General features: G+C 69.5%; 12 protein-coding genes. 9 read left to right on the forward strand and 3 right to left on the reverse strand.

What is annotated here, in order from left to right; all coding sequences use genetic code 11:
* Positions 1–112: 112 nt before the first annotated feature.
* Entirely contained in the window at positions 113–1,720 is a 1,608-nt protein-coding gene (locus tag ABXJ52_RS11460) for an MFS transporter (protein WP_367041536.1), read from the reverse strand.
* A gap of 215 nt (positions 1,721–1,935) precedes the next feature.
* Here ABXJ52_RS11460 and ABXJ52_RS11465 point away from each other — a divergent pair, with 215 nt between their 5' ends.
* The 7 genes from ABXJ52_RS11465 (at position 1,936) to ABXJ52_RS11495 (ending at position 9,733) form a co-directional block, all read left to right on the forward strand.
* Positions 1,936–2,553 carry a TetR family transcriptional regulator gene (locus tag ABXJ52_RS11465; RefSeq protein WP_367048985.1) on the forward strand — a complete coding sequence of 206 codons (618 nt, stop codon included), beginning with the start codon at positions 1,936–1,938 and terminating at the stop codon, positions 2,551–2,553.
* Positions 2,554–2,815: 262 nt separating this feature from the next.
* Complete coding sequence (locus tag ABXJ52_RS11470) at positions 2,816–4,027, forward strand: alpha/beta hydrolase (RefSeq protein ID WP_367041538.1); 1,212 nt, start codon at positions 2,816–2,818, stop codon at positions 4,025–4,027.
* A 75-nt stretch (positions 4,028–4,102) separates the two neighbouring features.
* A complete protein-coding gene (locus tag ABXJ52_RS11475; RefSeq protein WP_367041540.1) occupies positions 4,103–4,975 on the forward strand; it encodes a DUF4429 domain-containing protein in 873 nt (290 codons plus the stop codon).
* A 133-nt stretch (positions 4,976–5,108) separates the two neighbouring features.
* Complete coding sequence (locus ABXJ52_RS11480; RefSeq protein ID WP_367041542.1) at positions 5,109–6,473, forward strand: histidine kinase; 1,365 nt, start codon at positions 5,109–5,111, stop codon at positions 6,471–6,473.
* Positions 6,470–7,141, forward strand: coding sequence for a response regulator transcription factor (locus tag ABXJ52_RS11485; protein ID WP_367041544.1), 672 nt, complete (start codon positions 6,470–6,472; stop codon positions 7,139–7,141). Before ABXJ52_RS11480 ends, ABXJ52_RS11485 begins: the two co-directional genes overlap by 4 nt.
* Before the next feature lie 148 nt (positions 7,142–7,289).
* Entirely contained in the window at positions 7,290–8,507 is a 1,218-nt protein-coding gene (locus tag ABXJ52_RS11490; protein WP_367041546.1) for an alpha/beta hydrolase, read from the forward strand.
* Positions 8,504–9,733: an acyltransferase gene (locus ABXJ52_RS11495; RefSeq protein ID WP_367041548.1), complete on the forward strand. Its 1,230-nt coding sequence runs from the start codon at positions 8,504–8,506 to the stop codon at positions 9,731–9,733. The genes ABXJ52_RS11490 and ABXJ52_RS11495 overlap by 4 nt, the downstream gene beginning before the upstream one ends.
* A gap of 326 nt (positions 9,734–10,059) precedes the next feature.
* On the opposite strand, the gene ABXJ52_RS11500 is transcribed toward ABXJ52_RS11495, so the two are convergent.
* Both ABXJ52_RS11500 and ABXJ52_RS11505 read right to left on the reverse strand, forming a co-directional pair.
* Positions 10,060–11,109: an aldo/keto reductase gene (locus ABXJ52_RS11500; protein WP_367048987.1), complete on the reverse strand. Its 1,050-nt coding sequence runs from the start codon at positions 11,107–11,109 to the stop codon at positions 10,060–10,062.
* 59 nt (positions 11,110–11,168) lie between these two features.
* Positions 11,169–11,753 (reverse strand): MerR family transcriptional regulator, encoded by a 585-nt coding sequence (locus tag ABXJ52_RS11505; protein WP_367041550.1) that lies wholly within the window; start codon positions 11,751–11,753, stop codon positions 11,169–11,171.
* A 147-nt stretch (positions 11,754–11,900) separates the two neighbouring features.
* Between ABXJ52_RS11505 and ABXJ52_RS11510 the strand changes: the two genes are divergently transcribed.
* Both ABXJ52_RS11510 and ABXJ52_RS11515 read left to right on the forward strand, forming a co-directional pair.
* A complete protein-coding gene (locus ABXJ52_RS11510; protein ID WP_367041552.1) occupies positions 11,901–12,386 on the forward strand; it encodes a GNAT family N-acetyltransferase in 486 nt (161 codons plus the stop codon).
* A 19-nt stretch (positions 12,387–12,405) separates the two neighbouring features.
* Complete coding sequence (locus ABXJ52_RS11515; RefSeq protein ID WP_367041554.1) at positions 12,406–13,221, forward strand: serine hydrolase domain-containing protein; 816 nt, start codon at positions 12,406–12,408, stop codon at positions 13,219–13,221.
* Positions 13,222–13,266: the final 45 nt, after the last annotated feature.

Genomic DNA, 13,266 nt, shown 5'->3' on the forward strand with positions numbered 1-13,266 from the left:
GCGAAAGCCCCCCAGTAGAACCCTGAGGGGCTTTCCCTGATGCGCGTGCGCGACGGCACCAAATGCGCGTGCGGCGTCACGAGAATGCGCAGGCGCGACGGCTCGGACGCGGCTAGATGTGCCCGACCCCGGCGCCCGCGTCGGCGTTGGCACCGCGCTTGGTCAACGTGGCGACCAGGGCCGCGATGACCGCGACGACACCGGCGACGGTGAAGGCCAGGCCCATGCCGGACACGAACGTGTCATGCGCGACCGAGGTGATCGCCTTGGCGACCGGCTCCGGCGCCTTCGGCGGGACCGGGGCCCCGCCCATCTCGATCACGGCGGACGCCTGGTCCTGCTGCCCGGCCGTCATCGGCGGCAGCTTGGCGTCCGCCCAGTTCGCGGGCAGGTCCTCGTCGACCCGGGCTGCCATCACCGCGCCGAGCACCGCCGTGCCGAGCGCGCCGCCGACCTGCATGCCGGCCTGCTGGAGGCCACCTGCCACACCGGACAGCTCCAGCGGGGCGTTGCCGACGATGACCTCGGTGGCTCCCACCATCACGGGCGCGAGACCGAGACCGAGCAGACCGAGCCAGAGGGACATCGGCAGCGTCGCGGTGTCCGTCGTCATCGTGGACATGCCGAACATCGCGATGGCGGTGGCCACCATGCCACCGACGAGCGGAACGCGCGGGCCGAACTTGGTGATGAGCGCACCGGCGATCGGCGAGGCCACGATCATCATGGCCGTCAGCGGCAGCAGGTGCAGCCCGCTGTCGACCGGGCTCATGCCGTGCACGTTCTGCAGATAGAACGTGACGAAGAACAGACCGCCCATGAAGGCGAAGGCCATCAGCACCATCAGGACCGTGCCCGCGGACAGCGGAATGGACCTGAACATGCCCAGCGGGATGAGCGGCTCCTTGACCTTCGTCTCCCAGAAGGCGAAGAGCACGAAGAGAACCACCGCGCCGGCGAGGAAGAGCAGCGTCCTCGTTCCGCCCCAGCCCCACTCCGAGCCCTTGATGAGGGCGAGGATCAGGGCGAACATGCCGCCCGAAAGCAGGACGATGCCGGGGATGTCGAAGGACTTCGGCGCGTTCTCCGCGCGGTGGTCCTTGAGGATCACCAGGCCGAGGACTAGAGCGATGACGCCGACGGGCACGTTGATGAAGAACACCGACTGCCAGCTGACGTGCTCGACGAGCAGACCGCCGACGATGGGGCCACCCGCGGTCGAGGCGCCGATGACCATGCCCCAGATGCCGATCGCCATGTTCAGCTTCTCGGCGGGGAAGGTGGCGCGCAGCAGGCCGAGCGCGGCCGGCATCAGGAGGGCTCCGAAGAGGCCCTGGAGCACGCGGAAGGCGACGACCAGGCCGACGCTGCTGGAGAACCCGATGGCGCCCGAGGCGACGGCGAAGCCCGCCACTCCTATCAGGAAGGTCTGCCGGTGGCCGAACCGGTCACCGAGCTTGCCTGCGGTGATCAGCGCGACGGCCAGCGCGAGGAGGTAGCCGTTGGTGATCCACTGGACGCCCGCCATCGAGGTGCCGAGGTCCTTGGCGATGGCCGGGTTGGCGATCGCCACGATGGTGCCGTCCAGGGCGACCATCATCACGCCGATCGCGACGGAGAAGAGCGTCAGCCAAGGGTGGCCGCGGAGCCCCTTGGCCGGGGCCGGAGCGGACGGCTCCGGCGCCTTGTCCGCCTTGTCGACGGTGATCTGACTAGTCATACGTTCGAGGCTAGTGTCAGTCACTGACAGTTGACAAACCATTTCACTAGTCGGTAACTGTCACGTAGCTCACAGGTAAGGTGAGCTGGTCGGAACGGTGGAAAGAAGGCCATGGCGTGAGGACCGAGCAGCGAGCGGCGGGCCCCGCGAAACCGCAGGCCGAGGCCCTTGGAGAGACCCTTGGAGTCCTCTCCGACGAGTCCTCTCGGCCCGGACTGCGCGAGCGCAAGAAGCAGCGCACTCGTGACGCGCTTCTGCGCGCAGCGCTCGAGCTCTTCACGACCAAGGGGTACGAGGAGACGACGGTCGACGAGATCGCCGAAGCCGTCGACGTCTCTCAGCGCACGTTCTTCCGGTACTTCGCCAACAAGCAGGAGGCCGCGTTCGCCGTACAGGAGATGGTGGAGCAGCGGTTCGTGGAGGCGTTGCGCGAACGGCCTGCCGACGAAACGCCGTTCGTGGCTCTGCGTGGGGCCGTCATAGGGGCCTGGGACGCGATGGGCCGGTCCATCGAGGAGGTCGTCCCCGTTGAACTCCACATGCGGACCTACCAGATGATCGAGTCCACCCCTTCCCTGCTCGCCGCCCACCTGCGCCGCTCCATCGAGATGGAGGAAGAGGTCGCGCGGGTGATCGCCGAACGCGAGGGGCTCGATCTCGACACGGACCCCCGGCCACGCGTGGTGGTGGCCGCCTTCAGCGGAGTGATGCGCGTGACCGGGCGACTGTGGGGTGCGGGCGAGGACTCGAGCGTGGAGTCGATCCGCGCGATCACCGAGACGTATCTCGACCACCTCGGACCCGCGTTGGCGGAGAACTGGCGCAGGCAGTGACGGCAGGCACACTCCGCGGCGTCCGGTCACAGGTGACGTCCGGCCACCGATGGATCGACCCATCGAACAAATCAGCACGTTGGGTGACTGGTTGATACACCGTAAGTAACGGTTTACGCCGGTGCGCAGTGCGTACATACCCATACAACGCGTGACGAGAATGCTCGAAGTGTGCCCACTTTGCCTCAATTACCCCACGTGAAACGTGATCTGTCTCACCCGGTGCACGGTAGGCATCACGATTCTCCTAGGGTGTTCCGTAGTGACTTCCTTCGACTCCTCCCCTCAACTCAGCGCCTGGCGCGCACTGCTCGCGCTCGCCGTCGTGTTCGTCATGCTGGCGACCACGGGCTGGACCGCGGTGCGCCACCACAAGGACGCCGCATCGCCGCTCGCGGCCTCGCTCTCCGCCTGGGAGCGTGGGCACATCGGCGGCCGCGCCCTGCCCGACGCCGGTGCCCCGGCCGGCAAGCTCGCTCACTTCTTCTCGTCGCTCAACGCGCACCAGCGCAGCCGACTCGCCACCCGCTACCCCCTTGCGGTCGGCAACATGAACGGTGCCCCCGTAGAGCTGCGATATCGCGCGAACCGCATCGCGCTGGAGCAAGCACGCAAGACCGAGCGACAGCGCGTGCACGACAACCGGCTCTCCCCTCTCGGGCAACAGGAGGCGGAGCGCAGAATGAAGCGCTTCGGCGTGATGATGCACCCGGGTCGGCAGGTCCTGTCCTTCGATCCCATGGGAGCCGGCCGTATCGCCGAGGTCTTCGGGGACCTCGGCAAGGCTTCCAGGGTGTCGGTCGTGGTACCCGGGGTGGACACGAACGTACTGACCTTCGAGCGGACGAACCGCAAGTACTCCGCGCCGGTCGGTATGGCCAAGGCCCTGTACGGCGCGGAGCACGAGGCGAGCCCACGCGCGCGTACCGCCGTGATCGCCTGGGCCGACTACACCGCGCCCGCGGGCCTCGGAGTCGACGCGGCCACGTCCATGCGCGCTGACGACGGCGCGATCCGGCTCAACTCCCTGGTCCGCGGTCTGCCGGGTCACTCACCGGTCGCGCTGTACTGCCACAGCTACGGCTCGGTGGTGTGTGGGGTCGCCGCGCGAAAGCTGCCCTCCCGCGTCACCGACATCGCGGTCGCGGGCAGCCCCGGGATGCGCGCGGACACGGCGGCGCAGCTGGGCACGGGGGCTCGCGTCTGGGCCACACGGGACGGCGACGACTGGATCCAGGATGTGCCAAACATGGAGGTCGGCGGGCTCGGTCACGGTGCCGATCCCGTCTCTCGGGACTTCGGCGCGCGCGTGCTGTCCGCACGCGGCGCCATCGGCCACACCGGCTATTTCGAGCCGGGCACGGACAGCCTCAGGAACTTCGCCGACATCGGCGTTGGTTCGTACCGCTCGGTGCGGTGCGCGAGCGGCGATGACGTCTGCCGGGAGGAATCTTCCGGCTCAGCCGCGGCCTGACGCGCGTAGAAATCGACGAAACAGCGGCACGCCGCAGGAGGGACGGAGGCGCGCGTGCCGCCTACGATGAGCCGCATGGGTGATGTACTGGCCGGATTTCACGCCGCCTGGGAGTTCGAGTCCGACTCCGTGCTCATCCGCTTCGAACGGGGGATCCGTACGCCGAAGCTCCTTCAGGCGCTCGGCGAACGGCGCATCCCCCACGAGGCGATCGCAGCGGTGACACTCACTCCCGGCAAACGCGGGACAGTCGTTCTGCACGCCGTGCCGAGACCGGGCGCCGACCCGTTGATGGAGGCGGCCGCGGGTCAGCTCAAGGACGGGTGCGACCCGTATCGACTCGTGCTGCCCGCCGAGCGGGAGACGCTCGCCGAGTACTACGCGGACGAACTGCGGGCGCAGCTCGCAGAGGGTGACTGCGGACCTCCGGACCGCTATCTGGTCGCCCCGCCGGAGGCTCCGCTGCAGTTCAAGGCGTACGACGGCAAGGCCTCCTTCGACGGCAAATCGGTGGCCTTCCGGTGGTTCTGGACGGGCGCTTCGTCCGCGAAGTGGAAGGCCGGCGACCAGAGTTTCCTGGTCACGGATCTGAGCGGCGTCGAGTGGCGCTCCCCGGAGGTCTTCGAGGGCCATCTGCGGCTGCTGCGCCGTGAGACCCCACTCGCCCAGCCCGCGCAGGCGGACCAGGATCCCGCAGCCGTCGTCTTCGGTCTCGGGTACGGGCCGGTGCACGAGTCGCTGCCCTTCGCGGCATCGGTGCTCGCCGCGGTGCGGACGTCGGGCCCGGCCCTGACGCCCGGCACGGTCCCCAGCAGCGCCCCGGCGATCCGTCGTGACCCGGCGGACATCGCGGATCGCATCCGGCACCTCGGCGAGCTGCACCAAGCCGGGCTGCTCACGGACGAGGAATTCACCACGAAGAAGGCCGAGCTGCTGGCGGAGTTGTGACCAGGCGAAGCCATGGGCCCATGAGTCATACCTGGGTATCGCCGGGAGCCCGATTCGTACCTGGGTATGGGGCGCAGGTCAGCTCCGCGGTACGACGGCGTTGGGCGTGCTTCGTGCCTACGCTGAACAGGCCATGAGCAGCGCATCGACACCACCGGACCAGGATTCCCGCCCACCGGCCTCGGAGCCGGACAGGAGCGGGGTCACCCTTCAGCATGCGATCGCGAGCGTTCGCGAAGGGCTCGGCAGGGCAGGGGCCTTCCTCTCCACACCCGCGGGGCGGGCCGAACCGCTCCTTGCGCGGGCGCCCAAGCGCTGGATGCGGTTGCTCCCCCTGATCACCGCGCTGGGCTTCGTCGCCGCCCTCATCCCGATCACCACCCAGGTGCTGGCGAACGACTATGGGGTGAACGGCGGTCTGGCGGGCGCCCTGGGCGTCGCTCAGGCCGCGCCGCTGCTGCTCGCGGTGAGTCGCCCCTTGGGCGCCTGGTGCATCGTCATCGTCGCGGATGTCATCGGAGCGATCGTGACGTTGTCCACGGGCGACGACCGCCCCGCGCCCTGGACAGCAATGATCATCGTGGGTTACGTGGTCGTGTGCCTCCTGCTGTCCCTGCGCGAGAGCCGCCGCACCCTCCTGGGGGTGTGGCTGGTGACCGTCGTCGTGAGCCTCGTCCTCGGCGCGTTCCGCGACGACGGCAGCCAGGACACCAGCGTGCTGCTGATCGTGCTGAGCGGTGTCGCGCTGCTGCTCGGCGCGCTGCTGCGCGAGCGTGGCGACGCGCAGCGCAGACTCATCGAGCAGGAGACCATCAGCGAGGCCGAGCGCGCCCAGCGAACACTTCTGGAGGAACGAGCCCGCATAGCCAGGGAGTTGCACGATGTCGTCGCTCACCACATGTCGGTGATCACGGTGCAGGCCGACTCCGCCCCCTATCGCCTCGACGGCCTGCCGGACGCGGCACGCGAGGAGTTCGGGAGCATCGCGGCCAGCGCCCGCGAATCCCTCACCGAGATGCGGAGGCTGCTCGCCGTGCTGCGCAGCGAGGACGCAGCGGGCGAGCGGGCGCCGCAGCCGGGACTCAGCAGACTGCCGCATCTGGTGGAGGCGACGGTGCGCGCCGGCGTACCGATCGAGCTGTCTCGTCCTGAACTGTCGGTGCTCACACAGCTGGCCGACGTCACACCGGCTGTCGACCTGTCCGCGTACCGCATCGTCCAGGAGGCCCTGTCGAACGTGATGCGGCACGCGCCGGGAGCACGCACCACCATCACCGTGACCCTGGACGCGAAGCATTTGCTGATCCTGGTGGTCAACGGCCCGCCCACCGAAACACCCGACGCGTTGGAGCACAGCGGCACAGGTCACGGTCTCGTCGGCATGCGCGAACGCGTACGGTTGGTCGGCGGCACGGTCGACGCCGGGCCCCTGCCCGACGGCGGCTTCCGTGTGGCGGCCCAACTCCCCCTTCTCAAAAAGGACTCCGGCACCGCATGACCATCCGCGTGATCATCGTCGATGACCAGAACATGGTGCGGGCCGGCTTCGCCGCACTCCTCGCGGCGCAGAGCGACATCGACGTCGTGGGCGAGGCGCCGAACGGCAAGGCGGCTGTCGACGTCAGCCGCAACACCCATCCCGATGTCGTCCTGATGGATGTCCGGATGCCCGAGATGGACGGACTCACCGCGGCTCGCGCCCTGTTGGACCCTCCGCCCGGAGTGGTGCACGTGCCGAAGGTGCTGATGCTCACCACCTTCGACGTGGACGACTATGTGTACGAGGCGCTGCGCGCCGGAGCCTCGGGCTTCCTCCTCAAGGACGCTCCGCCCGCCGATCTGATCTCGGCGGTCCGCGTGGTGGCGGCCGGCGACGCGCTGCTCGCTCCATCGGTGACACGCCGCCTGATCACGGACTTCGCCAAGCAACGGCCGCGCACCGACCAGTCGCTGCGACTGAACGGCCTGACACAGCGTGAGACCGAGGTACTGGTGCTGATCGCGCGCGGCCTGTCGAATCAGGAGATCGCCGAGCGCCTGGTCCTCGCCGAACAGACCGTGAAGACCCATATCGGCAAGGTGCTGTCCAAGTTGGACCTGCGGGACCGCGCGCAAGCCGTGATCTTCGCCTACGAGTCAGGACTGATCACGCCCGGGGAGCAGTAGAGCCCTCCCCCATACCGGGGTATGGGTTCCCCCTACCCCGGTATGAGCTGCAAGTTGGCTCCGCAGTGTGAGGTGCCGCAGGGCACCGTCTCCCTACTTTTCCCCTCGTCACGCCAGAGCGTGCACGAGATGGGGAGGGAGACGGGCCATGCGCCTTCGTTCAGGGAAAGCCCGCGGGAGCTGGAAGAGCCGCAGCAAGCGGACATTGATCGCCGCGGCGCTCACGACGACGATCGTGACCGGCACGACCGGCTGGGCGGTCGGCAGTGAGCAGCAGCCGCTCACGGGCCCGCCGCCAGGTACGCAGGCCTGGCGCGCGGACCATACGTGGGCGGTTCGACTGCCGGATCCGGCAACCACGACTCCCGCCCGAGTCGCCGCGTTCTTCGACTCGTTGAGCCAGGCGCAGCAGCACCGCCTGGCCGCACGGCATCCATCGGTCGTCGGCAATCTGGACGGCGCCCCGGCCGAATTGCGCTTCGAGGCCAACTCCCTGTCCCTGAAAGTCGAGCGCGCCCGCGAGCGGGCGCGTGAGAGCGACCCGCGGCTCACTCTGCAGGACCACGAGCGGGCCCGATCCCTTGTCACGCGTTACGAAGACCTCCTGAACCCCGGTCGCCAGATACTCGCGTTCGATCCCCGCGGCAGGGGTCAAGTAACTGAGGTGTACGGCGACTTGACGTCCGCCCGCCACGTATCCGTGGTCGTGCCGGGCTCCGACATGGACCTGGGCACCTTCGACCGCTCGAAGGACGAGTACGGCACTCCGGCCGGGATGGCACGCTCCCTGCACGCCACCGCGGGCGACGACACGGCCGTGGTGGCCTGGGTCGGGTACACCACGCCGGTGGGCCTCGGACCGGACTCCGCGACGGGGCGGCTCGCGGACGCCGGCGCGCCACGGCTCGCACGGTTCGTGCAGGGCCTGACGGCGTCAGGCACCCCGCGCCCCGCCGTGTTCTGCCACAGCTACGGCTCGGTGGTGTGCGGTCTTGCGGCCCCCCAGCTGCCGGCGTCCGACCTGGTGGTGCTCGGCTCCCCCGGTATGCGTGCCGAAAGCGTGGCCGATCTGCACACCTCCGCCCGCGTGTGGGCGGCCAAGGACGAGAGCGACTGGATCGGTGACGTGCCGAACGTCGAGCTGTTCGGCCTCGGCCATGGCGAGGACCCGGCCGACCCGAGGTTCGGCGCCCGACGCGTTCCCGCGGAGCGAGCCGAGGGCCATACCGGCTACTTCGCCCCGGGGACGGATTCCCTCCAGGCCTTCGCCGCCATCGCGAAGACCACCTCCTCCACCACCTCGGACCACGGCACCGCCGGCTGGGCGCCTGCCGCCGACGCCCGCCCCAACGGAGAGCGGCCATGAACCTCACCCCACTGACCACCCTGCGCAAAACCGCGTCGGCGATCGACGCCAAGACGCCCGCACATCGTGACCGGGCCATAGACGGGCTGCGTGCGCTCGCCCTGCTCGCCGTGCCGACCGGGCACTGGCTGCTCGGCGGATTCACGCTCGACGCGGGCGGGGCACTGCACAATGCCAGCCCGCTGGCATCGTTCGGATTCTTCGCGCCGCTCAGTTGGGTGCTGCAGATGCTCGGCATCTTCTTTCTGGTGGGTGGCTACGCCTCCGTCCTGTCGTATCGCCGGGCGGCGGCGCGTGGCGAGTCGACGAGCCGCTGGCTTCGTGGGCGAGTGGCGCGTCTTGGGCGTCCGGTCCTCGGGGTGACGGCCGTCTGGGCGGCGCTGATCCCGGTGCTGTACGCGATGGGAGTGCCCGGCACGACCCTGCGCACGGGGTCGACGCTGGTGATACAGCCGCTGTGGTTCGTCGGGATCTATGCGGTGATCACCGCGCTTACTCCATGGTGCATAAAGGCGGCCGAACGGCTCGGGGCCTGGGCCGCGGCGCCACTGCTCGGATCAGTGGCAGTCGTCGACTTCCTTCGCTACGGCCCGTTCGGGGAGGCCGTGCCGTCCTGGCTGAGCCTGCTGAATCTGCTGCCCGGCTGGATGTTCGCCTATCAACTGGGCGTCAGCTGGGGCGAGAAGAGGCTGGGCAGGCGCGGTGCGTGGCTGCTGCTCGTCGGAGGGTCGGCCCTCTTCGCGGCCCTGCTGCTCGTCTTCCACTACCCGGCATCGATGGTCGGCGTCCCGGGTGAGGCCCGGACGAATTCCCACCCTCCGTCGCTGCTGGTCCTGGCACTGGCAGCCGCGCAGAGCGGTGCGGCGATCCTGCTGCGGGAGCGCATCGGCAAGTTGCTGCGCAGGCCCGCCCTGTGGGCGCCGGTGGTCGTGATCAACCTGTCGGCGATGACGATCCTGTGTTGGCACCAGACGGCGATGCTCGCGGCGGCGGTGCCCGGCTCGTTCCTCGGCGGCACGGTGCCGGGGCTGACAGCGGGCCCTGACACCTGGGGCTGGATAGCCGCCCGGATCGCGTGGCTTCCGGTCTTCGGAGTACTCCTGCTGCTGATAGGCCGCTACACCCGCGGCTTCGAGGCCCCGTGGAAACGAGCCACGCACGCCCGAAGGGCACTGGCCGGACTCTTGGCGGCCGGGTTCGCGGTCTTCGCACTGGGGCTGGCGTGAGCGGGCTGGGGGGCCGGATGTTGCCGGGCGCGTGCCGCGCGGCTGCGGGGCGTTCGCTCGGAGCCCCGCCGGGCGGGCGCGGCGGGGCCCCGTGCACAGCCACGGGGCCAGGAGTACCCGCCGGACGGCCGCGGGGTGGGCTGGCGGCGCCCCGCGGGGGCAGGGGCCCGCCGAGAGTCCCCGGCGCCGTGGCGTCCCCGTCGAGCAGAGAGACCCCGGAGGCGGTTGCCAGGAACCGTGGCCGCTGGGCCGCTGTCGTGTAAGGCACCCCGCAGGGCAGGGGCAGGGGCAGGGATCGGCCGGTCGGCAGGGCTGTCGGTTGATCGCTACTCGCGACCTGCTGACGTGAAGGTCATGTCGGCGTAGCGGTCGCCTGCTACCTGGGCGGCGATGGGGTTCAGGAGAGCGAGTTCGGAGGGGGTGAGTTCGAGGTGGGTGGCTGCGGTGTTCTCCTCGACGCGGGTGCGCTTGCGGGTGCCGGGGATGGGGACGACGGCCAGTCCGTGGGCCTGGGCCTGTTGTTGGACCCAGGCGAGGGCGACCTGGCCGAGGCTCGCGCCGTGGGCTTCGGCGACGGCGCGGATGGGTTCGAGGAGGGCCGCGTTGGTGGCGGCGTTGTCGCCGGTGAAACGGGGCTGCTGGCGGCGGAAGTCGTCCTGGCCGAGTTCCTTGTCGGCGCTGACGAACGAGCCGGTGAGGAAGCCGCGGCCGAGCGGGGAGTACGGGACGAGGGCGACGCCGAGTTCGGCGGCGACCGGGACCACGCCCTGCTCGATGTCACGGCTGAACAGCGACCACTCCGACTGGACGGCGGCGATGGGGTGAACAGCGCGGGCGGCGCGGAGTTCGGGGCCGGTGACCTCGCTGAGGCCGAGGTGCTTGACCTTGCCGGCGGCGACCAGCTCTGCCATCACGCCGACCGTTTCCTCGATCGGCACCTCGGGGTCGCGGCGGTGCATGTAGTAGAGGTCGATGGTGTCCACGCCGAGGCGCTGGAGGCTGGCGTCGATGCAGGCGCGGATGTAGGCGGGGTCGTTGTTGATGATGCGCTTGGTCGGGTCGGCCGGGTCCATGGCCAGGGCGAACTTCGTGGCGAGGACGACCTCGTCACGGTGTGCCTTGAGGAAGGGGGAGAGGAACTGCTCGTTCTCACCGGCGGCGTAGGCGTCGGCGGTGTCGTAGAGGGTGACGCCCAGCTCGAGGGCTCGCTCCAGGGTCGCCCGGGCCTCGTCGGCGTCGGTGGGGCCGTAGGCGAAGCTCATGCCCATGCAGCCGAGTCCCTGGACGCCGACTTCGGGGCCGTCTGTCCCGAGCTGCACCTTCGCGATCCGAGAAGTCGTTGCCGTCCCGGAGGTCGTTGCCGTCTCGGGCGTCATTGCCGTCTCGGGGGTCGTAGCCGCTTCGGGGGTGTTGGGTGTTTCTGCGGTCATCAGTGTCAGAGCCTCTCCGGCGCCGGGCGGGCGTCAGCGTAAAAGTTGATCTTGTAGTCGAGTACGGCGAGCGTGTCCTGGAGCTCCGCTATGCGGGTGCGGACGTCGAGCCGGGTCTGTTCGAGGAGTTCGTGGCGCTCCGTGAAGGTGTGATCACCCTCGCGCACCAGCTCGGCGTAGCGGACCATGTCCGCCACCGGCATGCCGGTCAGGCGGAGCTTGCCGACGAAGGTGAGCCAGTCGAGGTCACGGTTGCGGTAGCGACGCTGGCCCGTGTGGGAGCGGTCGATGTGGGGCATCAGGCCGATTCGCTCGTACCAGCGCAGGGTGTGCGCGGTCAGGCCGATGAAGGCGACGACCTCACTGATCGTGTAGTGGTCCCGTCCGTCCGGGCGGGGGTGCGCGGTGGGTACCGAGGCACAGGCGTCAGCACTGGCGTCCGGGCCGTCGGAGCTCCCGGCGGCACCGGGGGCACCGGGGGCACCGGGGGCACCGGCGGCACCGGCAGCACCGGCGGCGCCCGGGTCCGGTTCGGTCACGCCGGGTGTGGGGCCCTGTGGATGGGCGGTCTCGGTCTCGATCACCGTCATGACCCCAACGCTAAAACCTTGGAGTGCGCTCCAAGCAAGCAGAACCGGGAGGAAAAATGTGACGAAACCAAACCTCGGAAATGTGACGAAGCCAAACCCTCGGAAAATCGGGGGACGTCGCTGCGTGTGGTGGCTACGGTGCCGATCATGAGTCTTGTGCGTCGCGCCACGCCAGAGGATGCCGAAGAACTGCTCAGGCTGCGGCAGGTGATGATCGACTCGGTGTTCGCCACCGACTCGGTGTCGGCCGCGTCCGACACCGGCTGGCATACCGAATCCCTGCCTGTCGTCCGGGACAAACTGGCCGATCCGGATGGCGACTTCGTCGCTTTCGTCATCGACCAGTCGGAGCAGCCGGGGAAGCTGGCGGCGCTGGTGGTGGGCACGCTGGACTACCGCATCGGGCGGGCGGGCAATCCGCAGGGTGCCATCGGTCACGTGTTCAGCGTGGCCACCGATCCGGATCAGCGACGGCGTGGGTATGCGCGGGCCTGCATGGAGGTGCTGCTCGACTGGTTCCGGGAGCGCGGCGCGGGGAGTGTCGATCTCAACGCGTCCACGGACGCGGAGCCGCTGTACGCCTCGCTCGGCTTCGTGCGCAAGCCCGACCCCTCGATGCGGCTGAACCTGTAGGGCGCTTAGGCTCGTACGCATGCAGAGCCTGGCGTTGATCGAGAACTGGCCGGTCCCCACCGCTGCCGCCGCCGTCGTTCGCGCGGACGGCACGGTCGTCGGGGCGCATGGACCCACCGGGCACCGTTTCGCGCTCGCTTCGGTCACCAAGCCGTTGGCGGCGTACGCGGCGCTCGTGGCGTACGAAGAGGGGGCGGTCGAGCTCGATGAGCCCGCCGGGCCCGAGGGGTCGACCGTGCGGCATCTCCTTGCGCACACCAGCGGCCTCGCGTTCGACGAGCACCGGGTGACGGCGCCTGCCGGAACGCGGCGGCTGTACTCGAACTCGGGGTTCGAGGTGCTGGGTGATCACATCGCCAAGGCGACGGACATCCCCTTCGGGGAGTATCTGCGCCAGGCCGTGCTGGAGCCGTTGGGCATGGGGGCCACCTCGCTCGACGGAGGCGCTTCGCCCGCCAAGGACGGGGTGTCCACCGTCGATGACCTGGTGAAGTTCGCCGCTGAGGTGCAGGCGCCGCGGTTGCTCGATCCGCGGACGGTGGCCGAGGCGATGTCGGTGGCGTATCCGGGGCTGAAGGGTGTGCTTCCCGGGTACGGGCATCAGAGTCCCAATGACTGGGGGCTCGGGTTCGAGATCCGGGACTCCAAGTCGCCGCACTGGACCGGGAGTTCGTCCTCACCCCGGACGTTCGGGCACTTCGGGCAGGCCGGGACGTTCCTCTGGGTCGATCCCGATGCGGGGGCGGCGTGTGTCGCTCTGGCGGATCGGGCGTTCGGGCCGTGGGCCGTTGAGGCGTGGCCTCCGTTCACGGACGCGGTGCTCTCCGAGCTGTAGGGGGCGTAAGGGCGGGCCTTGCGGGCCCCGCAGCTTTGCGCACCC

Source organism: Streptomyces sp. Je 1-332 (assembly GCF_040730185.1).
GTDB lineage: Bacteria > Actinomycetota > Actinomycetes > Streptomycetales > Streptomycetaceae > Streptomyces.